The following is a 25,583-nucleotide window of genomic DNA, read 5'->3' as shown; positions in this document are numbered from 1 at the left end:
TTATTTAAAATTTTTGGTAAAATAGAGGTATGGACCCGAACGTAATGAAGCGAATATTTTTTGATGAACATCGGCATTGGGATGCCTTTGTAGAAAAGCATAAAGAACATATGAGGCCAAATGTCATCAAAGAGGTACAAAAGTTCCGTGGCTGTGGTGATCCTAGAAATGGATTCAAAATTTTAGTCTGTGAAGGATGCCATGACATAAGGAGAGTGCCGTACCGCTGTAAAGGCCGTTTTTGCACAACATGCTCCTGTGGCGAAACGGAAGAATGGAGCCGCGTGTTGATGGAAGATGTCTTCCAAGTCAATCATCGACATGTGGTATTTACCATTGATGAAGGGTTATGGCGCGTCTTTTTGCAGCATCGGAAAATGTTGAAAGAATTCATGGACGAGGCCGTGCGAATCATAAAAGAACATTTTGAAAAGAAACATAAGATTACACCTGGCATCATTGCGGGAATACATACCTTTGGCTCACGTCTGAACTTTAATCCACATGTCCATATGCTGGTGACGATGGGTGGAATGAAATCAAATGGAGAATGGAAAACGTATGATTACGTGCCGTTCGAAATGCTTAGAAAACAGTGGCAAACTGTGGTGTTAAAGCTCATTCGAAGAAGCTTGAACGAAGAAGAGAAGAAACAAGTACAGTCCAGACTGCAGCAAGCCTACTCGGCCAATGGGGAAGGTTTTTATGTGCATGCGCCGAAACAAAAAGGGAACGTAAAGAACCAGCTAGGCTACATAGGACGCTACATAAAGCGACCAGCTATTGCGTTAAAGCGAATCCAGTCCTATGACGGGGAATACGTCGTGTTCAGCTACCACGATAAAAAAAGTGGGGAAGAGAAGACGGAAAAAGTAACGGTCGAAGAATTTATTGCAAGGGTCATACGGCATATTCCGGATGAAAACTTTAAAACAATCCGGTATTATGGGGTCTATTCGCGCAGGCTGAAAAAGGTAAGTAAAATGCTGGTGACAAGTTGGCAAAAAGAAGCAAGGAAGTGGATCGTACGCGCTCAAAGACGTCTGAAGCGCAGAAATTGGAGAGAACGAATACAAAGAATAACGGGTAAAGACCCGCTGGTGTGTCCAAAGTGCGAATGTTACTATGAATACAAGGGGGAAGTCTGTCTAGAAGAAGGCAAACTAACGATTAAATATGCAGTCTGCGAGAGAGCGCGAGGCTGTTTAGAAAGGATGATTCGAGATCTCACCGGGAAGCAAAAAAACAAAAAGCAAAAAGAAGAAACCCCAGTTGTCCCTAAGCAACTACGTGCTGTCGAAACAGACAGTGAAGTATATATGTTTGACTTGTTCGGAAGTGGAAAGCATACCGCTTAATGTCGTGCAAGATTTTGATCGAATGGATCGAGGGGACCGGGCAGTACCGCCACAATTTACATGTGAAAGCTGTGGAGGAGCTATGTATCCAGAGTATTACAAAGGGATATATGGATACGAATACCGGGTCTCAGACCGGTTAGAGAACAAAGAAGTGGAAGGCAGCTCAAAGTAGAATAGAAGAGGGATGGGTGTGAGGGTGGAAAGTTTACGTGCCGCCTTTGAAATCGTGTTTATACCGCGTAATAAATTCAAAAAACACGATTTCAACAGCGGTTGGAACCCCACATCCATCCCTCCCCATGAACAAAAGTATGGGTTTACACGTAAAAGGACCGTCAGGATGTTTTCCCTGACGGTTTTTCTTATGATGGAGAAGATTCTTTAATGCGATTAAATAGCGCACTTCTGACTCATGTCTCACACTTGTTCACTTTAAAGCCCACTTCCGGATATTTGGCTGCCAAAGCATTAATGGCGGAATCGTCCTTCCCCTTCAAGTACCGGTCGAAGAAGGCAACGCTGAACTCGTTCACGATCCGGTGGTCACGCCGCGAGTCCGCGCCGCCCTTCCAAAGCATTGGAGAGAATAACGGAAGATCGGAATAAGTGGCATGCTTTGAACCAGGTATCAGAAGGGATAACCCGCCGCCCGCTAGAGCTTTAGCCGATTTAAGCTTATATTCTTTCCTAGGCGCCTCGAATTCTTCCCGAATAGCTTAAACTATATTTTAGATACCATCTCACGGTTAGTAAAATGATTGCTGATTCATATTGCTTCCATTTTAAAAAAATCCAATTTCGTTTCTAAAGTACTTTGCTCCATCCCATGACTTCATTATCAATTACGTTATCATGAATTAAAGCTTTGCACCACAACCAGATTAGGTACATAACTCATAACTGCCCGCTGAATACTTCTCGCATTTTCAAGCCTCATATTCACGCAAATTACGCCGTGGCAGCCGATTTTGCTTCCGTGGAACAAAGACAAAACAAAGGCTCTGATCGCATCGAAAGCGAAAGAGCCGTTCTCCAGTTTTCTCCGGATTTCTTGAAATATCTAGGAAGTTCGGTTTTATCATTAATCGCCTATTGCTGACTGCGCATCAGTAGAAAAGGAATATCCCAGCCAATCCACAATCCATATACTGGGTCATCGAATAGATTCATGTCTACTTAAAAAGTGAGCATATTGTAGTGGACGCTTATAGACATTTTTTTGTTCTCGGATTTTATCATATAGATCTTTTTGCGGCTTGCCATTTACTTCAATTATCCAAATATGACCAACGTTGTCCAACGCAAAGTCAACGCTAAGCTCACCAAGATGGTAACCAGCATGTAATTCCATAATTTCTGCGCTTCTTAAACTGAGGTCATAAATTGATTGAAAAATAGCATTAACCATACCGGGAGGATAGAAAAAGTTGAGTACTTCTTCTGATAAACAAACTTTTTCACAGATGCTTGTATTAAAGTAACCCCTATGAGCTATACGACTGACGACATTCGTTACAGACCATAAGCCCTTCATATTTTTTTGCACAAGCACTCGGATATCGAAGTTTTTATCATTTATTTTCGGGGTATTGATTCCCTTTTGAATAATGTAGGGAGTGGATCCAAGAAGTTCCTGAATTCTCACTTGAAATTGCAGAATGTCTCCTACAAGATACTCTGGTAAAAAATGGTTGTGGCCAAATTGAATTTCCCCTGAATTCTTCAACTCCACACGATATACGCCTATCCCGCTATGTCCGTAAAAAGGTTTTAAGTATAAAACTTTATGAATTTTTAGTAGACGGGCAGCGTTCTCCTTATCAAAGGGGACAGTTTCCGGCAAATGATGTACAAACCATTCGTTTAATTTTTGATAAGTTTCATATTTGTTAAATTGGTTTATGTGATTGAAGCACTTATTAATGCCAATTACTTTCTCTAACCGTTCAATAAAACTGGGATTCAAAGTGTAACAACGGTTGTAAACAACTTGGGGAAAGGGAAATCTACTCATTATCCATCTTCGATTAACACGGTGATATCCGATAATGCTCTTCCGTTCCCAATCGACATCAGAGGGGGTAAAACAGAACATCTTAATACTCTTCATATTGCAATCAAGATACTTTTTAAGAACATACTTCCTTTCATTACCTTTATTAACCATAATTCCGATAGAACTAAATTTCGTTTTCACTATTTTCCTCCTTACTTATTACTAAGGGACATGTAAGTATGTTATGTCACGAGAAGGAAAATGCATGGACAACAATGTAATTCAATAATAAAAATTTGTTGTGTTTCCATAGAGTACATTTGTCATTAGAGTACAATTGTAACAATTGAAGGCGGTTATGAATAATTTAAATTTAGAACGTAACCTTAAAGGAGTGTGAGCGCATATGGGTAGATTACCAGGCCCTCCAGGCCCTCCAGGAGCCCAAGGACCAGCGGGACCAGCAGGAGCCACAGGAGCCCAAGGACCAGCGGGACCAGCAGGTGCCACAGGAGCTCAAGGACCAGCGGGTCCAGCAGGAGCCACAGGAGCCCAAGGACCAGCGGGACCAGCAGGAGCCACAGGAGCCCAAGGACCAGCGGGACCAGCAGGAGCCACAGGAGCCCAAGGACCAGCGGGTCCAGCAGGAGCCACAGGAGCCCAGGGACCAGCGGGTGCCCCAGGGCTTTTAACTGGATTTAATTGTGAAAAGTTTTCTGGCACCCCAACCATTACTTTGACCGCAACCACACCAACCGCCACCGTGTTAACTGTAGCAGCAACTGTGGCTGCAACTACTAACGTAGTTTGGTTGACCGCCTACGCAACATGGACACCGAGTTCTGCAAATCCAACATTTACATTAAGAATCGTTCGTGATGATGCTACTGTAATCGGAACTGCGAATGATACTCCAGTATCAGCAAACAGCCCTATAACGACTGCTCTTACCACTTGTGATGAAGCACCACTGACTGGAACTCATACCTACACTCTACAAGCTACAGGCAATGCTTTATCCGGGGGGCAAACAATCACTATAAACTTTGCCGGACTTACCGCTGCTGTTTTAAGCACTTAGTTATAACGGGATGAAGTGATCGTAGCCAGCGGCCGGCAATTAAACGGCTACCGCTTGACAATAATACTTCTGATGAACAAGTCCGTCCATACAAGTACAAGTGAGGGGCAGACAGGTACACAAAACACCAGCTTTTGTGATTGTAACCACAAAGAAATCCTCGTCAGAAACATAAAGGAGCACCCGATCAGGGTGCTTTTATCATTTCCACTTTCAAGTAATAACAGTGGCAATTTGTTTCTTAGGTAATGGATACTACAAAATAATGGGTTGTGGTGCAAAGCTCTAATTCATGATTGTGGAGCAAGATCACCGGTTCATAAAAAAAATCACAAAACCAAATCTCGGTTTCAAATCGTTTCTTACAGCGGATCAAACGTTAAAGGGAATTGAGGCTTGCACCACAACCCTTTAAGCTCCTATCCCTTTAGCGATCCGGATGTGATGCCGTTAATGATATATTTTTGCATGAAAATGTAGAACAGAATGAGTGGTGCAACCGCCATGAGCATCATCGGGAAAAAATTCGTCCAGTCGGTCGAGAATTGTCCAATATTGCGGAATACTTCTAAGAGCAACACACCCTTTGAACGGGATTGCAAGAACAACAATGGCGTCATGAAATCATTCCACACACCTAGTGTATTCAAAATCGCTACAGTGGCAATTACCGGCGTAAGCAGCGGAAACACAATCTGCCAGAATGTTCTCCAAATCCCACAGCCATCTACTTTTGCCGCTTCTTCCAATTCAAATGGAACGGTAGAGCTGATAAAGCTTTTAATTAAAAAGATAGAGAACGGAAGGCTGTAACAAATTTCTATTAAAACAATGCCCGTGAAGGTATTCATAAGCCCCAACTGGGCTACCTGTTTATAAAGTGCTAAGATCCCCATTTGGTACGGTACCATCATCCCAACCATGAATAAAAGGAACACGATCCGATTGAAGTGATTCGTGCGTCGTACCAAACTGTAAGCAGCCATCGCAGAAAACATAACAATACCCGCAACGGAGGAAATCGTAATGATAAGGTTGTTTCCCAACACATGAATGTAGTTCATTGCCTTAAAGGCGCGAATGTAATTGACGAACGTGATGTTAACTGGAAGGCCCAGCGGATGAGAGACCGCATCAGCTGGGGTCTTAAAAGTCGTGATGATCAAATAGTAAATAGGGATCATAAAAATCGCAGCTAAGACGAGCATGAGAATTTCCGTCACGGCAGTTTCTTTTGTATATCGATTCATGATTACCGCCGCTCCCACATCTTGATTAGTGAAATGTGAATAAAGGTGATGATGCCAACGAGGATAACGAAGACGATACCGAATGCGGCTCCGTAGCTATAGAAACCTTCACTGAGCCCTTTCTTGAGCATGAGTGATACGATCGTTTCCGTAGCATACCCCGGGCCACCGCCAGTCAAGGCATAGACAATATCAAATACTTTCATGCCGTTTATCATCCCCATAACCGTATTGAAAGTGATCGCCGGAAGCAGGAGAGGAAGTGTGATATAGCGGAACATTTGCAGCCCACTCGCTCTGTCAATCTTCGCCGCTTCGTAATAATCTGTTGGGATGCTCTGCAAGTTGGCCAAATATATAACCATTGTGTAACCAACCCACTGCCATACGGAGGCGATGATGACCGAGTAGAGTGCAAGATGAGGATCTCCAAGAAAATTGATGCGTTCAAAGCCAAGAGCGACTACAAGTTGATTAATCAAGCCAAAGTCGGAGGGTGAGTACATAAAATTCCAGAGAAAACCGATAACCAATACGCTGAATACCGCTGGAAGGAAAAACGCAGCCCGCAGCAGATTTTTTGTTTTTAATTTTTTATTGAGAAACACCGCTAATGGAATAGCTAGTACATTCTGTCCAAACATCGCGAGTACCGCATAGATTAAAGTGTTTCTAATACCTGTCAAATAGAGTGAATCTTTGAATAGAGCTATATAATTGTCTAGACCAACAAATTTGACAACAACCGGATTCACGTCCGACCAGTTTGTAAAGCTATATAAAGCGGTCTTTAACGTCGGAATTATGAAAAAGGTACAATAAATAAGTAAGGCAGGAAGCAGAAGCAGAACATAATTGATCTCTCGTTTGAAAATGTTTAGTTTGTTCATGTGCAACAACCTTTACCTTATAGGATATACAAGAGGCAAAGCGATTTGCCCCTTGTAATTTATACGGCCTATTTAGATTTCTCCAGCAATTCAGTTGCTTTCTTGTCTACCGCTTCTAGCACTTGATGAGGTGTTTTGGTACCGGCTACTATTTCTTGAATACCTTTTCCTAAATCTGCGAAAGCAGCACCAGCAACGCCCCAATTATTAACAGGGTACATGACATTGCCCGCTTTGAAAGCTTCTTGAGCGCCGTTGTACTCTACTGGCATTTCAAATGTAACGCCTTTCAAGAAAGATGAACCACCTTTATTATCGGCCCAGTAAGCATTCTGACCTTCTGGAGTGGATAACAGGTCAAGCACTTTGTACGCCGCATCTTTGACTTTGGACTTTGCATTCAAACCAAACGATACCCCTGGCCCGCCGACCATCCAACCCAGACCGCCTTTTGTACCTAGGTTCGGAAACATATCAATCTTCATGTTAGGCGCTTTTTGCTTAAAGGTTTCCATGTACCAAGGTCCTGCCTGAAACATAGCTGCCTTGCCGCTTGTAAATTCGTCAATGGCTTGTTCTTCTTCAAGTCCAAGCATATCTTTGGTAAAGACACCGTGTTTCAAGTATTCGGTCCATGTCGTCAAAGCAGGCTCCAGTGCATCGACCATTTTCGCCGTTCCCTTGCCGAAATTTTCATTCCATTTTTTTCCTTCTGTTGTGCCGATATAATCATTTAATGCCAAACCGAGGAAGGACTGGCCCGCTACGTTAGCATTCTTTAGACCGATCGCTTGAGGTTTGATGCCATTCTTCTTCAGCACGTCCGCGACTTGGAAGTACTCATCAAGCGTCTTTGGTATTTTCAGGTTATATTTGGCGAATAAATCAACGTTATAGTAAACCCCGTTAAACCAACTAGCTTGCGGCAACCCGTACAGTTTATTATCAAATGTTACGGTGGATGTGCCGGTTTCATAATATTTGCTAGCGTAGCGTTCTGTTAAATTTTCGAAATAACCTGCCTTTACGGTATTAGCGTCTATGATTCCACCGATAATGTCAGGACCTTCGCCTGCTGCAAGTTGTGTTTTGATAACATCTGCGTAAGTCTTGTTATCGATGAATTGATACTCCACATTGACATCGGGAAGTTTATCTTTAAATAATTGCAGAAGTGTCTTTACACTGTCTTCTTTGTTCCAATACGATAATCTGACTTTTACTTTCTTTACCGGTTCTGGATTCTTGGTTTCTTTCGTTTGCGTTGTATCTTTTGGTGTTACATTTTCCTTTGTGCTGTTGTTTGTACTGCAGCCTGTAAATAGGATTGATAAAGCGAGTATAGCAGTGGTGGAGACTAACCATGTTTTCTTCATACAAAGACCTCCCAAGTGTCGCTAGTCTGTTTCATAGTATAGTGTAGTATAAATATCATTTCTATCGAAATAACAGATTTTTTCGAAACCTAACAGAATTCATCTGGAAATTGGCAAGAGATCATGTGATTCATGCAAAGTGGTATGAATTGGAATACCTAGTGTGCTATGCTTTGGATTATAGTGGTATCTTCTTGAAGTGAATAAATAGCCATCGTATGAACGGATAGGAGGAGAATTATGTATCATATACTAGTAGTCGATGATCAACAAGCAGAAATCGATGCCATTGAATGGCTTATTCATAAGCATGATCTACCATTTTCTGTTGCTCAAGCCAATGATGGGGAAGTAGCGTTGGCCTATATAAGGGGTCATCATGTAGATCTGTTATTTACGGATATTCGCATGCCATTCATGGACGGTTTAGAGTTAATTAAGCAGGCAAAAGGAGTACTTCCGGATCTTAAGGTACTTATTTACAGTGCTTATGGGGAATTTGAATATGCGCAAAAAGCGATTCAGCTTGGAACGGTTAATTATATGTTAAAGCCGATCGATGTGAAGGAATTCCTCAAAGTGTTCCATACCATAATCGCTCAACTAGAGGACGAACACCTTCAAAGGGAGAAAGATGAGTTGTTAATCAAAGGCTTTCATAAAGGAGTGGCGTATGAGAAAGAAAAGCTCCTGTTTGATCTCCTTCAAGGCCGCGAGAGTGACGTCCATTACGAGGAACGGGTAGCTTTTGCTGGTCTAAGTCATCTGTCAAATAAGCGGTTATATATGATTATGATCGGAATGCTACATCATTTTTTTGACCTGCATCATACAGAAGTATTCGAATTCCTTCAGTCGACTTGTCAACATGAAATGATTTATTTAAATATGAATGAGTATCAAAGCATTATGCTAGTTGCTGTTGATCCAGCTTCAACGATCAGCGATAACCAGCAAGAGCTTATGGCTTATGGGGATTGGATTAAAGAATGGCTGGAGACTCGCTTCGATCGGCGAAGTTTCATTATTGTTGGTTGTCCGATCGATAAGCTAGAAGGGCTTCATGACGAATTCAACCAAATGGAAGAGTTAATGAATTTTCGGTTTTTTATGGATAGCAGTGTCGTTTGCTCCAAAGATGATCAAAGCCTTCAGGTCCATGTAGATGATGAATCGTTAGAGCTTATGCTGAAGGATATTTATACTTCCATTGCACAAAATGATTATCGCACACTTGAGTATCGAATAGAATTCCTCATTGCGAGTATGCGCAGTAGTAAGCGATTTAGTTCTATGTATGCCAAACTCATATTTACAGAAATATTGAAAAAAATAGTAGAGTTTCAAGGCAAAAAATACGTCAATTTACTAAAGGATGGCTTGGAGCGAATCGCACTTTGCAATTCGGTTGCTGAGTTGAGGCAAGTCATATTATCCGTTTTTCAGGAGCATTTGCTGCGAATCGAAAAAACGGCGACAGATGATCAATGCCGCAAAGTGATTGAAGATGTACAGACGCTTATCCAGATCGAATACGGAAGTGATATTGGGGTCGACTATTTAGCAAAGCGCGTCTTTTTATCGCCAAGTTATTTAAGTTTTCTGTTTAAAAAAAGTACTGGCCAAAGCCTAGTCAAATATATTACAGCCGTTCGAATGGAGCGAGCGAAAGAACTGCTGCGTGATTCAACGATTAAAGTTGTTGATATTGCCAGTACAGTTGGATTCGCGAACACGTCCTATTTTAATTTAATGTTTAAGCAATATAACGGCTTGACTCCTGTTCAATATCGGGAGGGTGGTGGTGGAAGGAGGTGACTGCGTTCAGATTTATCCGTAATCTCCGCCTACGCCAGAAATTATTGCTTTCTTATGTGACAGTCATCTTCCTGCCAACCATTGTACTGGGCTTGTATGCCTACCAAAATTCCAAGTCTTCATTGGAAAGCCAGTTTTTACAAAGCGCAGATAACGAGGCGAAGAAAGTCACACAAGAGATCAGTTACCGACTTCAGAGGCAGGAAGTATCAATGAAATCGATTGTTTTCCATCCAGCGGTCATTGAGTTGATGAGTAACCCGAATCAGGATTTGTACATCCAATTTAAGGCGCTGAATGATAAAATCGAACCTATTTTTTTCAACTTGATGTATATGGTTGGAGATATGAATGAGATTATGTTGTATTCTGAGAGTCTGCAATCTGAATTAGGAAACTTCGTTACTCCTTCTTCAGCAGTTAAGAATAAGGATTGGTTTCTAGAAACAAAAGGTAGTGATACAACCAAGTGGTGGTTCGAAGATGGAGAATTGTTTGCCACACGAGTAATTTACAATATCGAGTTTCGGACCGTGAGCGGTGAACTGTATGTCAGGTTTGATTACAATAAAATTTTCGGTGATTTCATTGGCAAGGTGAATGAAGGGAAGGGCATCATCATTACCGATAGAGAGAATCGGCCCATTTTAACAGAGCATGTTGGGCAGATGGAAGATGTTCAACTTCAATCACTTTCAAGGAAGGGTACGTCAAAAGCAGTAATAAGTGGCGAATCCTATATAGTTGTAAACAAAGATATACCTCAAACCGATTGGATACTGCATTATTTGGTCCCCGATAATCAGTACAAAACGAGTATTGGCAATATTTTAAGCGCAACGGGCATCATTGTACTGATCTGCATGGTTTTCCTCAGTATCATTATCTACTTGTTCTCAGAAACGATGTTAAAAGGAATCGAGAAATTAAACACCAAAATGAAGATGGTGGAAGACGGGGATCTTACTGTTGTTGTATCAACGAATTCCAAAGATGAAATCGGGCAGCTTACCGATCGATTCGGTTCTATGCTTAAACAAATTAATCAACTTATTTCGGAGGTATATCAAACAAAAATCACGCAAAAGGCGGCCGAGCTCAAAGCGCTGCAAGCTCAGATTAATCCCCATTTTCTATACAATTCTTTATCTTTAATTAATTCAAAAGCGCTGCGTATAGATGCCCAAGAAATCAGTGATTTGGTGAATCAACTTTCCAGATATTACAGAACGACTTTGAATAAAGGAAAGCAGATTATTTCGATTGAAGATGAATGGACAAACGTCCAAGCGTACATACTTATTCAATTAGCTATGCACAATACAAGCTTTGACATCGAATTCGATGCAGATGACAAGGTATTTCAATTTGAAATGATCCATTTGATCTTGCAGCCGATTGTTGAGAATGCGATTATGCATGGTATCGATCAGAAGCGCGGGGAGCGAGGTAAACTAATCCTACGGGCAAGTCTTGACGGTGAAGATATTATTTTTGTCGTGGAGGATAATGGGGTCGGTATGGAACCGTATATGATTGATCGTATGCTTGAATATGAAAGCGCTGGTTATGGCATTAAAAATGTGCAAGAGAGATTGCAACTCTTATTTGGATCCAAATACGGGATCTTTATTCAGAGTCAACCTGGGATTGGCACTTCAGTTATCGTACGCATACCGCAGTATCGTCACATTAGAGAAGAAGACTCATGATCACATAAGGGCCAATGCTCATAAGAGCATGGCCCTTTTCTGTGAAAATTGGATTTCTAGATAATAACTATATTGCTGTCATGTCCGGGTTGCGGCGGTAAAGCCATGTTCGTTTTTTGTTTCCAATCGAAATCTGTTAGATTTCAAAAAATACTATTATTTTGCAGGGGTTCAAATGATAATACAATGTAAATATGAACAGATGGCATCGCCAACCACCATTGAAAGCGCTTTAAAGGATTGTGTCTGACATTAAATAAAGAACGAGAGGATTGTTGATCTATGTTCAAACGAACAATGTGTAAAATGATCTGTTTTATGATTCTAGCAAGCTTCTTTCTTCAGAACAATGCTCCTCGTATCTATGCTGATAGCGGCCAGCTGGACGTGTGGGTGGTAAATGCAATGAAAGCCGTATATAGGACCAGCACGATCCCCGCAAATCCTGGAATCAGCATTGATCTTGTTTCAGCCAAAAACGAATATGAAAGCAAGCAAATTGCGGTAAGAAGCAATAGTGATTTTGAGATTACTGGAATTGAATTTTCCGATCTTGCATCTTCTGGAAAAACGATCTCAAACAGCAACTTAAGCTATCATTTTGAAGAATACGTGCTTGAGGATACCGTGCAGCCCAATCAATATCGACCGGATTTGGTAGGCACGCAAATCTACCCCTTATCGGAAATACCTGATCCGCTTTCCAACGATCCATCTATACATGTGGCGGCAAATTCAACTCAGCCCATCTTAATAACGAATTATGTCCCTGCTGATGCTGCTCCTGGGCTCTATCACGGTATGGTTACAGTGAAATCGACTTCGGGCAATTATCAAGTACCTATTAACGTTGAAGTAGCTAACGTTGAAATCCCTCAAACCTCCAAAGCAAATTTCGTTAATTATCAGTGGGCAATGACGAATGGTTTTATGATTGGAGGTTCTCCACCTGAGATTGCTGATGATCCTTTAACTCAGTCTAGTTATGACGTTGGTCAGAACTATTACGGAGTGGAGACGTATAGCGACAAATGGTTTGAGCTTATGGATAATTTCGCCAAAACCATGAGCGACTATCGCCAGAACATGATTTGGGTTCGTACAGACTTATTATTAAACGCAAAGGGTACCAAGATGGTGTCTTTTAAGGACGGGATCCCGGAACATATCGACTGGTCTTTGTTCGATCGATATGTTCAAACCTTTATGAATAGAGGGATTACTCATTTTGCGAACATTCACTTGATCCATGCATTAGAACAAATGCCACAAAGTGAAAGGCCAAACAAAGATAATCCCGCAGATCCGTGGAATACGGCAATACCCGCCCCCGATTCGCTACCTGTAACGGACGCCTATCTCACCAACTACTTGACAGCATTGCACGATCATCTAAAGGATAAAGGTTGGCTTAACGATAATGGCATCACTTGGTATCAGCATACGAAGGACGAACCTAACGGTGCTAGCATGACAAGCTATATGACGTATATCGCTAGACAATTAAAAAACATCGTTCCGGATTTCAAAACATTGGACGCTGATGCGGCCGGTACGCTAATGAACGAAGCCATCAAACCCTATGTGGATGTTTGGGTCCCGTTAACGCCGGTTTTTCAGGACAAGAAGAATTTATATAAAGCAGAGCAAGCGGCAGGCAAAGACTTGTGGGTGTATACTTGCGATGCCAATCCGGCTCCGTGGTTGAACAGATTCTGGACGCAGCCCATATTGACCGGCAGACTGTTATTCTGGAATCTGAGTCAAGACGGTGTTCAAGGGCACTTGCATTGGGGATGGAACGTATGGTACGTCCCTCATTATGGCGATTCCACGATCGTATATCCGGATAAGGATCATATGACGGTTAAGAGCTCGCTGCGCTACGAGGCCCAAAGGGACGGACTTGAGGATTACGAACTGATGTACCAACTGAAGCTAACTAATCCCGAGCTTGCCAAACGTATAGCTGACAGCGCTGTTAGCCCGTCTGATCCGAGGAAATATACCCTTGACCCTGAATATATCAGAATGCTTCATAATTATCTGGTTAAAGCGGCTGCCAGAGAACCTGTGGGTGCAATTCCCATGCCGAGTAGTCCCTACGATGGGCAGGATGTACCCATGACATACATGACGGATAACGCGAGCAGCGAGATCACCTACAACGGTGGATGGTTTGCAAAAAGTCGGAAATACGCTTATATGGGCGGTGTTCAAGCCACATTGAACGCGGAAGACAATTTGACTTATACATTTAAAGGGTCCGGAATCGATCTTATTGCGGAGAAAAATGAAGGCTCCGGTAAAGTTGCCGTATACGTCGACAATTCCGATCCGGTGATTATAGATCTATATGAGAAGGTTCAACTCGATTCGATATCGGTATACAGCAATCATAATCTGTCAGCAGGCAAGCATACGATCAAGGTAGTGAACCTTGAGAACAAAAACCTGTACGTTGACGGCTTTCGAGTAAGCATGTATGAAGGACAGAAGATCTATGACGGAACGCTGCAAAGTTTGGAGCTGACTAACGCGCCTTCGTTTCATTTTAACAAAAGCATTATTAATTACCAAGTTATCATTCCCAAAGATGTTAACGTGATCTCCATTACGCCAACGCTTTCGGATGCAAATGGAACCCTGGACGTCAACGGACAGAGTATCGGCAGCGGTAAGAGGCTTACATTCAACATCCCTATAGGTAAAAGTAAGATTCATATTCGATCTACCGCAAGCGATGGGGAAACCACGAGTCTTTATACGTTAAACATTCTGAAAGGCAATGTGAATGAGCCAGGCACCAATATTGCCAGAGGCTATTCAGATATTACAGCAACAGCTGCAAGGGAAGGCGAGGCGGGCATTTACTATGGTGCTTCGAAAATGGTTGACGGTAGTTATGGTACCATGTTTGCCAGTAAAAGCGGCTATACTGCCACCCATCCGTTCCCACATGAGATCAATCTTACTTGGGAACAAAAGCAAACTTTTAATACGATTGTCATGGCCACGCCATCTGGGTTATTACAGGGTATTTCGGATATTGATGTTCAGGCTACTTCAGATGGAACGAGTTGGAAAACAATTGCGAAGAGGGTACCGATTCAATGGAACAGCAGCACAGACGACAACATAATGGAATACACGTATGCCAATATCCCTACAGTTAACGATGCGCAGAAGCTGAGGATACTGGTCAATGACGCTAACTATACTTATTGGGGCATTTACGCTTTATATGAGCTTGAGCTTTATAACCTTCCAGACAACGGAGAGATTAACCCTATAGCAGACGGAACGCTGAGAAATTTAACAATTCCTAATGTTCCTTCTTTTACGTTTAATAACATCACGACGACCTATCCAGTTATGATTCCTAATGAATTAAACACCATAGCTATTACGCCAACGCTTTCGGACGAAGCGGGTACCTTGCAGATCAACGGAAAGACTGTCGCCAATAACACAGCACAGACGATTGACATTCCAATCGGTAAAAGTGAGGTTCATATCAAGTCCACCGCAAGCGACGGGAAGACTACAATGCTCTATACGTTGAACATTCTGAAAGGCAATGTGAATGAGCCAGGCATCAATATTGCCAGAAGCTATTCAGATATTACAGCAACAGCAGCACGCGAAGGCGAAGACTACAGTGCCAGGAAAATGGTTGACGGCAGTTATGGTTCTATGTTCGCGAGTTTACGAGGCTACAACACCAGTCATCCGTTTCCACATCAAATTAATCTTACTTGGGAACAAAAGCAAACCTTTAACACAATCGTCATGGCCACAACATCTGGATTAATCCAGGGTATTTCCAATATTGATGTCCAGGCTTCTACAGACGGAGTAAACTTTGAAACTATAGCGAAGGGGGTACCGCTCCAATGGAAAAGCAGCATAGATGACAATGTAATGGAGTACACCTTTGCCAATATTCCTACGATAAAGGATGCTTTGAAACTGAGAATACAGATCAATGATGCGAACTATTCGACGTGGGACATGTACGCTTTGTATGAGCTTGAGCTCTATAACCTTCCGGAAAACGGAGAGATTGGCGCTATTCATACACATACGATCACAACGAGCGCAGGGGAAAACGGAACGATCAGCCCGAACGGCGCTGTTGTAGTCAATGATGGTGCTGATCAAACCTTTACATTCAATCCGAACAATGGATATGAAATCGACAAGGTGAGGTTAGACGGTACCGCCGTGACGGTGACTGCCAACGTTTATACTGTTGCCAACATAACTGCGGACCATACGATCAATGTTACGTTTAAGCAAAAGGTCACAGGTCATACACATACGATCACAACGGGCGCAGGGGAAAACGGAACGATCAGCCCGAACGGCGCCGTTGTAGTCAATGATGGTGCTGATCNTCAATGATGGTGCTGATCAAACCTTTACATTCAATCCGAACAATGGATACGAAATCGACAAGGTGAGGTTAGACGGTACCGCCGTGACGGTGACTGCCAACGTTTATACTGTTGCCAACATAACTGCGGACCATACGATCAATGTTACGTTTAAGCAAAAGGTCACAGGTCATACACATACGATCACAACGGGCGCAGGGGAAAACGGAACGATCAGCCCGAACGGTGTCGTTGTAGTCAATGATGGTGCTGATCAAACCTTTACATTCAATCCGAACAATGGATACGAAATCGACAAGGTGAGGTTAGACGGTACCGCCGTGACGGTGACCGCCAACGTTTATACAGTTGCCAACATAACTGCGGACCATATGATCAATGTTACGTTTAAGCAAAAGGTCACAGGTGGCGGGGGCAGTAACCCTTCTACTGGTAGTGGCAGTGATACAGCCAATGGAAATACCGATGCTCATACACTTGTAGTGAAAACGGAAGACCTTACCATACCAGCTTCCAACGGAGTTGTGACGATCATAGCCAAAGATAAAGAGAAAATTGTACTTCCTGCTAATACAGCCGAACTGCTCGGACATAATCAATTAGTAATTCAAACGGGTCCGTTCACGTTGGAAGTACCCGCTGAATTGCTTAAACAGTTGACAGATAAATTGTCCGCAGAAGATAAACAAAACAGTACGATAGAGTTGAACATGACTCCCTTATCCGAATCAGATGCCAACAACCTTCAAGCGATAAGGCAATCTTCCACACATGCACAAATTAAGTTTTCCGGCAATGTGATCAATTTTAGCTTATCGATTGTCGGGAAAGATGGTAAAGTGACAAGCTTGAGCAGCTTCGATAAACCGATGACGATTCGATTCAAAGTGGATCCTTCCTTAAATCCGAAACTGACTGGCATTTACTATTTGGCAGACAATGGTACGCTGGAATATGTACGAGGCACGTTTGTCAACGGAGAATGGGTCGCTAAGATTAACCATTTTAGCAAATATGCGGTGCTCGAATTCAAGAAATTATTTACCGATGTTAAGTCCACTCACTGGGCGGCCGATGCGATCGAACAGTTAGCGGCGAAGAACTTTATTGTCGGCACTAGTGCGTCAATGTTCGAGCCAGAGCGTTCCATAACACGGGCCGAATTTACAGCAATGCTTGTCAAAGCGTTGAACCTGAAATCAGCGGGCGAATCGAAATTTTCGGATGTGTCGAAGGGTGCTTGGTACGAGGAAGCTGTTTCCATAGCGGTAAAAGCAGGCATTATTAATGGAACAAGCACAACGACTTTCGATCCCGAAGCGAGAATCAAACGTGAAGAAATGGTCACCATGATGATGCGGGCGTATGTTATCTTGAAAGACGTCAAGTTAAACGAAAATACGGCTTCTTCCTTTACTGACGAACCAGCTGTGGCAGCCTGGGCGCTTGATTCAGTAAGAGCGGCGGCGGCACTTCATCTGATTAATGGACGCGATGCAAACAAATTCGTTCCGAGCGGTATCACTTCCCGTGCAGAAGCAGCAGCCTTGCTCAATAGAGTTTTACAGTAATCGTGTTAACCCCCAATTCAACAACGGAAGAGGTTGCAAGAGCAGTCTTGTACCTGGCGAGCTATTCGTCCATTTTTATTACGGGAGTCGCACTTCCGGTTGATGGCGGGGCGTCATTAGGATATTGAAAACAGTTCAATTTTTATAGTTGACAGTAGATAGGGTTAAAGATATATGGGGCAAATTCACCAACATCTTGTTGGTGTGACGCAAAATGCGATTATGTTAGAATACATTCCTTGGATTCGCGATATAGTCGTTGAACCCGCAACGGTGAATAATGGATTCTATGTCCTCCCAGAAATGCTGGGTGCTTCAACAGAGGTGATTCCGCAGTATTTTGATAAGTATCGTATCCGATAATTGATAGTATAGAAAAGAAGATGGGCAAACCAACTGGTAGCAATTTCAACTATGTAAGTTGAAATAGAAAAATAAGTTTGTCGCTTTTTTAATTTGCGTCAAGAGGGATGACAATGAAAAGATACGGATGGAGCATTAAGGTGAAAATGGATAGGTTAGCCGAATACAAAGCTTTACACGCGGCAGTATGGCCTGAAGTATTAAATCGGTTAAAAGAATGTAACATCCAAAATTACTCTATATACTACCGAGATGGGTATCTTTTTAGTTACTTGGAGTACACGGGACAAGACTTCGAGAAAGATATGGCTAACATGGCTGCTGACCCCAACACGCAAGCGTGGTGGAAACTAACAGATCCGTGTCAGGAACCAGTTGATTCCGCTTCGGAAGGAGAATGGTGGGCGACCATGGAGGAAGTATTTCATATGGATTAGGGCGTTTCTTCAAACTTAACTAACTCAACTTTCGCACCTAAAAAACCGGCATAAGTCCACACGTAGCTTGGCTGTGAGATGGATTGGAAAAGCGAGAAGCAGCTCCGTGTGGAAGGCAAGAACCGCAATATACTCAGATTGATTCGAACGGAACTCGCGCTCGGCATCCCGGTGGGAGTCGTATTTCTCTCCACGGATGACGTTGATGGGCTTGCCGGTCATGGATGAGGAGACATAGGCCTCATGAAGGATTTCGTCTGGTTTGAGAGGGCAGCTCAGCCAAAGGACTTACGACAGCTTGGACTTCAGTTCAAAGTCACTTGATGGCATTTGCTGCAGAGAAATCGCGAGAGGAACATAGAGTGATTGAGTTAAAAGAATTTGAGGAAAGTCTGCGACGATCGTAATAATTTCACTTCGATGTGACGCGGAGAACCGAAGGAGGCAACCCGATGAATGATATGGAAATCAAGGAACTTCAGCAAGCCGAAGCACAGGAAGTGAAAGAAGGCGTCCACGGTTACAGCAACGAGACGAATTGGGTGAAGCCGGAAAATCCTATTACGCTGAAAAGATTGGAATGGTTCAAGGATCAGAAATTGGCCCTAATGATGCATTGGGGACCTTATTCGCAGATCGAGGTCGAGTCCTGGATTCTCAGCGACGAAGACGGTGATTGGGCGCGTAAAGATGTCGACTGGACGAACGACTACGAAGAGATGAAGCGTGAATATTTCGGCCTGAACCGCACGTTCAATCCATTCCGCTTCCAGCCGGAGCTATGGGCGGAAATCGCTGCCGAAGGCGGGTTTAAATATTTGATTTTTACGACAAAGCATCACGACGGATTTTGCATGTGGGACACGCATACGACGAATTACCGGATTACCGGCTCCGAAACGCCGTTTCATGCACACCGCTATGCCGACGTTTGCAAGCATGTGTTTGACGCTTTCCGCAGCAAGGGGCTTGCGATCGCCGCTTATTTCTCGAAGGCGGATTGGAAATCGCCGTATTACTGGGCGCCAGGAATGGAGCGGGGCCGCGATACGTGGAGAGGGCCTTCGTACTCCCCTGAGGAATATCCGTGGCTGTGGGAGCAATTCGTCGACTTCACCCATGAGCAAATCATGGAGCTGATGACCCGTTATGGTCGGATCGATATTTTGTGGCTGGATGCGGGCTGGGTAAAAGATAGTGACCAGGTTAAGCAGGACATTCGGTTGGGCGAGGTCGTCGAGCGCGCCCGTCAAAGGCAGCCGTGGCTGCTGTCCGCGGACCGTACAGTCGGAGGGCCTTACGAAAATTATGTGACGCCGGAGCAAACGATTCCGCAGCGTCCGCTGAACGTGCCGTGGGAAAGCTGCATTACGATCGGCACACAGTGGGCCTTCAAATACGATGACCAGTATAAATCGGGGAGGGAGCTCGTTCGCATTCTGTTGGAAGTCGTATCAAAAGGCGGCAATTTGGCGCTGAACGTAGGTCCTCAGCCCGACGGACGATTGCCGGCCGGGGCGGTCAAGAGCATCAATGAATTGGGCGCATGGATGAAGGTTTACGGTGAAGCGGTATACGGCACACGCGTGTGCGGGCCGTATTTTGTCGGTTCCTGCGCATTCACCTCGAAAGGAGATACCGTGTACTGTACGTACTTGTATGAAAGCGCAGATGAAGCCGTCCCCAAGGTCGTTCTTATTCCTTATCAGGAGCCCGTTTCCGGCATCGAGCTTGTCGGAAGCGACGCGTTGCTGCAGGTTGAGCGTACGCCGGAAGGAATCTCAATCACGCTTCCGGATTGCGAATTGAACGGGCAGGCTCCGATCGCCCATGTTTTCCGCATGCAGAAGGGCGAGGAGGCAAAGTGAGCGATAAAATTCCTTTGCTTTAAGCTGAAAAACGGGACGATCAAATAGGGAAAGATTCGCGAGGAGCCAATACGCTAACGAGGAACGATAGTTGAATAAACATTAATAAACGAAGCTGCCGGCACAATTGGCAGCTTCATTACGTTAACTGGCAGTTTAGTGATAGTGCTTGAGTGCAATAAGTATGCACTTTTAGTACAGGTACTTACAAAAAGGTAAGTGCCAATGTGAAGGTGATGATAGGAAGAATAGGGGTAAATCAAATCCATCTATAGTATAATGATTACTTCAATATGGGATGGAATACAGCGAAAAGAGGGAATAGATGCCTACGATACTAGTTGCTGACGACGATGCGAACATTCGCGAACTCGTCTGTTTATTTCTACGCAATGACGGATTCGCAACAGCCGAAGCCGCGGACGGCAAAGAAGCGCTGGCCGTCTACGCCTCAACGCATGTCGATCTTGTCGTGCTCGATATTATGATGCCGATCATGGATGGTTGGACGTTATGTAAGGAACTCCGGAGAGCGAATCCTGATCTTCCGTTACTTATGCTGACTGCGAGAGGCGAGACATGGGAGAAAGTGAAAGGGTTCGATCTTGGGACGGATGATTACTTGACGAAGCCATTCGACCCGTTGGAGCTTACGGTTCGTGTTCGGGCATTGCTGAAACGATACAAGATTGGCTCCACGCAGATGATTCAGTTCGGCAACGTCACGCTTGATCGACAGAAGTATAAGGTGATGAGAGGGACGGAGTCGATCACGCTGCCGCTCAAGGAGTTCGAGTTACTGTATAAGCTGGCTGGTACACCCGGACAAGTCTATACGCGCGAGCAGTTGATCGATCAAATTTGGGGTATTGACTACGCGGGGGATGATCGAACCGTGGATGTACATATTAAACGCCTGCGTGAACGGTTCGCAACTACAGCCGATTTTCGGATTGAAACGGTGCGTGGGCTTGGGTACCGGCTTGAGGTTTACGAATGATTAAATCCTTATATATTCGAGTTGTCCTGACATTTCTAGTCTCCGTCATCGCGGGCACGGTCATTGCTTTTTATGTGTCAACTTGGATATTCGAAGAAAAATTGAACGTGAACGCGCAAATTAACTCACGTAACTTTGGTCAAGACGTCGTCCGGATTTACAAGACGCTTCCGTTACGCGAAGCGGACGCGTTCGTAAGTGAAATGAAGCAGCTCGATTCCTATTATATTCGCATTTACGAGGCAACGGGTCAGTTCCAATCTTACGGTAAACTTAACGGACACAAACCTGTTATGGTGACGATGGAGCAGCTAAAGAAAGTCATTGATGGAGGCGTTGTTCAAGAAACGCCGAACGGTATTGCTACAGTCCTCTTAGGGTTGCCGTTGAAAACGGAAATGGGAACGAAAGCGATGTTCTTGGAAACGCTCGCCCCTCCTTCTGCCTCTTTTGTCGCCAAGTGGGGATTGATCTTTGCAATCTGTTCGTTGATTGCAGGAAGCTTATTGATTCTCGTTGCCTCTGTATTCCTGGTCAGACCAATCAAAAAGCTGACAAAAGCGACCAAGCGTATTGCAGCTGGAGATTTCAACGTCAAGCTGAATATCAAGCAAACGAGTGAGCTGGGTACGTTGGCTCGCAGCTTCGAAGAAATGATGCACGATCTGCAGCAACTTGAGCAGATGCGCAGGGACTTCGTATCGAACGTGTCGCACGAAGTACAATCACCGCTCACCTCGATATCCGGTTATGCTCAAGCACTTAAGCAAGTAAACCTCGCAGATCACGAACGAAGCCGTTATCTGGATATTATCATTGCGGAAGCGAAGCGGATGTCCAAAATGAGTGATAGCCTGCTCAAGCTGAGTTTGCTTGAATCGCAGTCACAGCAACTCCGTCTAGCCACACTCAGCCTTGATGAACAGATCCGACGGGTCATCGTGGCGCTCCAGCCGCAATGGTCTGCCCGCAACATTCATTTTGAGCTTGATTTACAGACCGTTAAAGTAACGGCTGATCATGACCAGTTAAATCAGGTATGGACGAACATCCTCGCCAATAGCATCAAATTTTCCAAGGATGGCGGCGTGATTAACGTCAGTATCCTCCAAGATATCAAAAACGTGACCGTCCGAATTTCCGACTCGGGCATCGGGATTCCCATCGAAGATCAGAAACGTATATTCGAGCGTTTTTTCAAGGCCGATCGTTCCCACAGTCGCAAATATGAGGGGAGCGGTATGGGCCTTGCCATTGTTAAACAAATCGTATCGCTGCATCAAGGTGACATCCGAGTGGAAAGTGAACCTGGTCAAGGAACGACCTTCATTGTCACCTTGCCAATCACTACGCCAACAGATTAAATTGATTGCTACGGCTTCATGCGCAAGCTTCCTTACGTGTGAAGCCTATTTTTTTTGCCAGTTCATATTCCGTTCATATTATCGTCATAGGGAGTACATCTTCATCGTATAAGCTTCTCTTAACGGCTCCTTTATTCAAGGCAGCCCAATAAAGAGATGAGGGACAGGAGAAGATGAACATGAAACCAAAAGAAGAGGTAATGAAAAATAGAATGCGTAAGCCGCTGCGCATTTTACTCAAAACCTTAGGAGCTATAGCCATAGCCATCGTGCTGTTTCTAGCTATTGTATTTATCGTGAATGTGTTCGCCACGAAATCGGAGCAAGGAAAAATAGAGCCCTACGGTCAGCACGTATCTGTAGACGGGAAAAATATGAATGTGTTAATTCAAGGCGAAGGCGAGGAAACGATCGTGCTCCTGCCTGGTTTTGGAACGGCTACGCCAGCGCTTGATTTTAAGCTGCTTATCGATCAATTATCTCCAATCTACAAAGTTGTAGCAGTTGAGCCTTTCGGTTATGGATTAAGTGATGGAACTGAAAAAGAACGAACTACGGAAAATATCGTAGGTGAAGTTCATGAAGCGCTGCAGCAACTTAATATTAACCGATACATGCTCATGGGCCACTCCATTGCAGGCATTTACGGAATTGATTATGTGAGCAAATATCCAAACGAGGTGACTGCATTTGTCGGAATCGACAGCAGTGTTCCAACACAACCAGGTATGGATGTCAAATTACCAATCAAAAAGTTAGAATTTCTCAAAAAATCGGGTCTCTTAAGAATGATGATGAAACTAGGTGCTGACCCTTATGCTTCATTAGCATTTGACGATAAAACCGTAGAGCAAATGAAAATGATTTCGTATAAAAACATGAATAATGACACTGCCTTGAATGAGATGGGCCATATTTCTTCTAATTTTAAAGGGGCTCACGATTTAACATTCCCTAAAGACCTTCTACTTCTTCTCTTTGTACAAGCGAATAATGAAGGGGTAGCAGGATGGATACCTTTGCATGAAGGGCAGATCAAAGACTCGGTACATGGAAAAGTAATCACCCTGGATGGATCACATTATTTACACCATACCAAATTCAAAGAAATCGCTGAAAACGTTAGATTATTTATGAGCGAAGCAAAGTAAGTGTACGGCCTAATAACCACCAGAACGAGGCTGCCGGCAAAGTCGGCAGCCTTTTACTCACTTAACGGGCAGGATAGTGCGAATCAGAGACCGAAATAGTATGTAGACTCGATATTGAAGGAACTTTATTCACAATAGGAGGGATACGATGAGCGAGCGCCTGCCTTGTAAGACCCCCGGCTGCGCGGCAACCATTCTTCCAACAACTGCTTTAAAGACGGGTGGGATCTGTATGCCATGCCATCAGAAGAAACTCGCGTTGGAGAAGAAGGCATATATTTTACAAAATCGGAAAGATGTTGATCGGTATGCAGGTATAATGGATCCGGTCGAGATTCTTAAAATCATGCATGCACCGAGGAAATACAACCCGCTTGAGAATGATCTACCATATCATAAAAGCGCACAGGAGCTGTATCATCAACTGACTGAAGCTGAACTTGAGCGAATGGAGATCTACGCGATCACGTTGATTGATCGAGAAGATCTAGACCAGGCCGAAACCATTCTACTGTCACTTGTATGTTTTACAAATGCCCGATTCGGGCAGGGATTAGAAGCCTTCCTCCAGAATGGAAAGTATTATCCCGGCATCCTCTACAAGGATGCGGGGCCGGCTATCCGTGATGAGCTGATTCATCGGGTAGATAACGATTCGGCTAACCGCAATCATCTTTTGCTTGCATTGGCCTGGATTGGCGATGAAGAGGTCATTCGGCTGTTTGCGAAATGGAGGCAAAATCCGCCTCGATGGGCATCTGAGTTAAATGTGCCACCGGAGAACTATACTCTTGAAGCAGGTTGGGAATTGGATCGCGACGGTCGGAAGCGGCTGCTTTTCCACCCCGAGAGCTATCAATTTATTATATGCGGGGAAGGAATAGGGAGAGCGGAGCCGGCTCAGTCGGCGGTAATGGCCCTTAAGACGCATGACCAAGTGTGTCCTTGGTGTGGTGGTAAACTGATGGTTTTGTTTGATTATAATTTGCAGGATCCTTTAGTTGAGTTTATGAAGCTTTCCGGCCAGCAGTTAAGGATTGCGGCCTGCATGCACTGTAACTGTTATGGCACCGTGTTTATGAAAGTGGAGCTGGATGGTGGTTATTCGTGGAGTGAATATAATACCGTTCCTGATTTCTTGCCAGACAAGGAGTCGGATGAAGAATTCACATTGCGTGCGCTGCAACTATCGGAAAGACTGATGGGAACCTACGAAGGGGCCGAATGGACGCTTGAGGCACCCATCTCACAGATCGGCGGTCACCCGGCCTGGATTCAGGATGCGGAATATCCTACATGCCCCTGCTGCTCAGATACAATGATGTTTATCGGACAATTGGACATGGAACAACTGGCTGCCAGTGAGGGGATATACTACGCATTTCTATGTGAGGCTTGTTTGATTGCTGCCGTAAATTATCAGCAGTCGTGAAGTTATTTAATAGAGGTATATCACCAGATCATTAGTCAAGAAAGCTTAAGCTAACGGCGAAGTATAGTTGAATACAACATTAAGAGCAGGTAGCCGCGGCACCTGCTTTAAATCTGTTAACACTCCTGCATCCTAGTTATCATCTTTATGTTCCAACTTGTACTCAAAAACTAGATTACTTATATATTTCTCCATGTATTTACTGGTTTTGGATGGGGAAAGATTCTTTAATAAATCCATAACAATCGGAAGAAAAAATAAGTTTTTTATATTTTGGGCTAATGGGCTCACGTTCTCGGGTAAATCCTTCGAAGTTAGAGCATGGTAAAGGTCAACAAGTTTATTTTTAACAGCTTTATCCCGTTTGGACAAATCAATCACTACTTGAAACAATTCCTGGCTTGTAAGCGAAAAAAATAATGCGGATGTGTAGATCCTTTCGTGATCCATCTTAACAAGTTGATCCAGAGGCTTATCCTTAGGGGTTAAAAAGTCTTTCCACCGAATTGCATA

Annotated in this window: 19 protein-coding genes and 2 pseudogenes; 16 read left to right on the top strand and 5 right to left on the bottom strand. The window is 43.8% G+C overall.

Translation table 11 applies throughout. The features are described from left to right. Nucleotides 1-29 precede the first annotated feature (29 nt). Together BC351_RS31355 and BC351_RS42510 are read left to right on the top strand one after the other, a co-directional pair. On the top strand, nucleotides 30-1,358 hold the full coding sequence (locus BC351_RS31355; RefSeq protein WP_167388014.1) for an IS91 family transposase: 1,329 nt from the start codon (nucleotides 30-32) through the stop codon (nucleotides 1,356-1,358). Nucleotides 1,359-1,745: 387 nt separating this feature from the next. After that, complete coding sequence (locus BC351_RS42510) at nucleotides 1,746-1,967, top strand: hypothetical protein (RefSeq protein WP_158082294.1); 222 nt, start codon at nucleotides 1,746-1,748, stop codon at nucleotides 1,965-1,967. A gap of 105 nt (nucleotides 1,968-2,072) precedes the next feature. Here the strand turns inward: BC351_RS42510 and BC351_RS43625 are convergent. Together BC351_RS43625 and BC351_RS31335 are read right to left on the bottom strand one after the other, a co-directional pair. Further along, nucleotides 2,073-2,153 (bottom strand): annotated as a pseudogene (locus tag BC351_RS43625) (IS6 family transposase); the annotation flags it as partial. 361 nt (nucleotides 2,154-2,514) lie between these two features. Beyond that, nucleotides 2,515-3,558, bottom strand: a complete 1,044-nt coding sequence (locus tag BC351_RS31335) for a YheC/YheD family endospore coat-associated protein (protein WP_244209239.1) — start codon at nucleotides 3,556-3,558, stop codon at nucleotides 2,515-2,517. 205 nt (nucleotides 3,559-3,763) lie between these two features. On the opposite strand from BC351_RS31335, the gene BC351_RS31330 reads away from it, so the two are divergent. Beyond that, nucleotides 3,764-4,438, top strand: coding sequence for a collagen-like protein (locus BC351_RS31330; protein WP_079418459.1), 675 nt, complete (start codon nucleotides 3,764-3,766; stop codon nucleotides 4,436-4,438). Between the two features lie 419 nt (nucleotides 4,439-4,857). Here BC351_RS31330 and BC351_RS31325 read toward each other — a convergent pair whose 3' ends face one another. The 3 genes from BC351_RS31325 to BC351_RS31315 form a co-directional block, all read right to left on the bottom strand. Further along, nucleotides 4,858-5,688 carry a carbohydrate ABC transporter permease gene (locus tag BC351_RS31325; RefSeq protein ID WP_079418457.1) on the bottom strand — a complete coding sequence of 277 codons (831 nt, stop codon included), beginning with the start codon at nucleotides 5,686-5,688 and terminating at the stop codon, nucleotides 4,858-4,860. 2 nt (nucleotides 5,689-5,690) lie between these two features. Then, on the bottom strand, nucleotides 5,691-6,578 hold the full coding sequence (locus tag BC351_RS31320; RefSeq protein ID WP_079418455.1) for a carbohydrate ABC transporter permease: 888 nt from the start codon (nucleotides 6,576-6,578) through the stop codon (nucleotides 5,691-5,693). Nucleotides 6,579-6,646: 68 nt separating this feature from the next. Further along, entirely contained in the window at nucleotides 6,647-7,954 is a 1,308-nt protein-coding gene (locus tag BC351_RS31315; protein ID WP_079418453.1) for an ABC transporter substrate-binding protein, read from the bottom strand. Nucleotides 7,955-8,194: 240 nt separating this feature from the next. Here BC351_RS31315 and BC351_RS31310 point away from each other — a divergent pair, with 240 nt between their 5' ends. From BC351_RS31310 to BC351_RS31255, 13 genes and pseudogenes are all read left to right on the top strand, one after another. Then, on the top strand, nucleotides 8,195-9,772 hold the full coding sequence (locus BC351_RS31310) for a response regulator transcription factor (protein WP_079418451.1): 1,578 nt from the start codon (nucleotides 8,195-8,197) through the stop codon (nucleotides 9,770-9,772). After that, nucleotides 9,769-11,484 (top strand): cache domain-containing sensor histidine kinase, encoded by a 1,716-nt coding sequence (locus tag BC351_RS31305; RefSeq protein WP_079418449.1) that lies wholly within the window; start codon nucleotides 9,769-9,771, stop codon nucleotides 11,482-11,484. The genes BC351_RS31310 and BC351_RS31305 overlap by 4 nt, the downstream gene beginning before the upstream one ends. A gap of 282 nt (nucleotides 11,485-11,766) precedes the next feature. Then, nucleotides 11,767-15,883 (top strand): annotated as a pseudogene (locus BC351_RS44470) (glycoside hydrolase domain-containing protein); the annotation flags it as partial. Between the two features lie 372 nt (nucleotides 15,884-16,255). After that, entirely contained in the window at nucleotides 16,256-17,455 is a 1,200-nt protein-coding gene (locus BC351_RS44465; protein WP_425270953.1) for an S-layer homology domain-containing protein, read from the top strand. A 2-nt stretch (nucleotides 17,456-17,457) separates the two neighbouring features. Next, entirely contained in the window at nucleotides 17,458-17,583 is a 126-nt protein-coding gene (locus BC351_RS31290) for an SDR family oxidoreductase (RefSeq protein ID WP_244209238.1), read from the top strand. A gap of 46 nt (nucleotides 17,584-17,629) precedes the next feature. Beyond that, nucleotides 17,630-17,818 carry a hypothetical protein gene (locus BC351_RS31285; protein ID WP_244209237.1) on the top strand — a complete coding sequence of 63 codons (189 nt, stop codon included), beginning with the start codon at nucleotides 17,630-17,632 and terminating at the stop codon, nucleotides 17,816-17,818. 113 nt (nucleotides 17,819-17,931) lie between these two features. Continuing rightward, nucleotides 17,932-18,255 (top strand): L-rhamnose mutarotase, encoded by a 324-nt coding sequence (locus BC351_RS31280; protein ID WP_079418440.1) that lies wholly within the window; start codon nucleotides 17,932-17,934, stop codon nucleotides 18,253-18,255. 78 nt (nucleotides 18,256-18,333) lie between these two features. Next, nucleotides 18,334-18,483: a hypothetical protein gene (locus BC351_RS42505; RefSeq protein WP_158082292.1), complete on the top strand. Its 150-nt coding sequence runs from the start codon at nucleotides 18,334-18,336 to the stop codon at nucleotides 18,481-18,483. Between the two features lie 233 nt (nucleotides 18,484-18,716). Beyond that, nucleotides 18,717-20,123, top strand: a complete 1,407-nt coding sequence (locus BC351_RS31275; protein ID WP_079418464.1) for an alpha-L-fucosidase — start codon at nucleotides 18,717-18,719, stop codon at nucleotides 20,121-20,123. Nucleotides 20,124-20,448: 325 nt separating this feature from the next. Further along, a complete protein-coding gene (locus tag BC351_RS31270; protein WP_079418438.1) occupies nucleotides 20,449-21,123 on the top strand; it encodes a response regulator transcription factor in 675 nt (224 codons plus the stop codon). Beyond that, the gene (locus tag BC351_RS31265) at nucleotides 21,120-22,487 is read left to right on the top strand and encodes a sensor histidine kinase (protein WP_079418436.1); all 1,368 of its coding nucleotides are present in this window, start codon (nucleotides 21,120-21,122) and stop codon (nucleotides 22,485-22,487) included. Before BC351_RS31270 ends, BC351_RS31265 begins: the two co-directional genes overlap by 4 nt. 179 nt (nucleotides 22,488-22,666) lie before the next feature. Continuing rightward, nucleotides 22,667-23,638 (top strand): alpha/beta fold hydrolase, encoded by a 972-nt coding sequence (locus BC351_RS31260; protein WP_425270952.1) that lies wholly within the window; start codon nucleotides 22,667-22,669, stop codon nucleotides 23,636-23,638. Between the two features lie 148 nt (nucleotides 23,639-23,786). Continuing rightward, complete coding sequence (locus BC351_RS31255) at nucleotides 23,787-25,070, top strand: DUF1963 domain-containing protein (protein WP_079418432.1); 1,284 nt, start codon at nucleotides 23,787-23,789, stop codon at nucleotides 25,068-25,070. The last annotated feature ends 513 nt before the right edge of the window (nucleotides 25,071-25,583 follow it).

The sequence above is a fragment of the Paenibacillus ferrarius genome (assembly GCF_002027705.1).
Classification (GTDB): Bacteria; Bacillota; Bacilli; order Paenibacillales; family NBRC-103111; genus Paenibacillus_E; species Paenibacillus_E ferrarius.
This window is presented reverse-complemented; position numbering and strand designations above follow the sequence as displayed.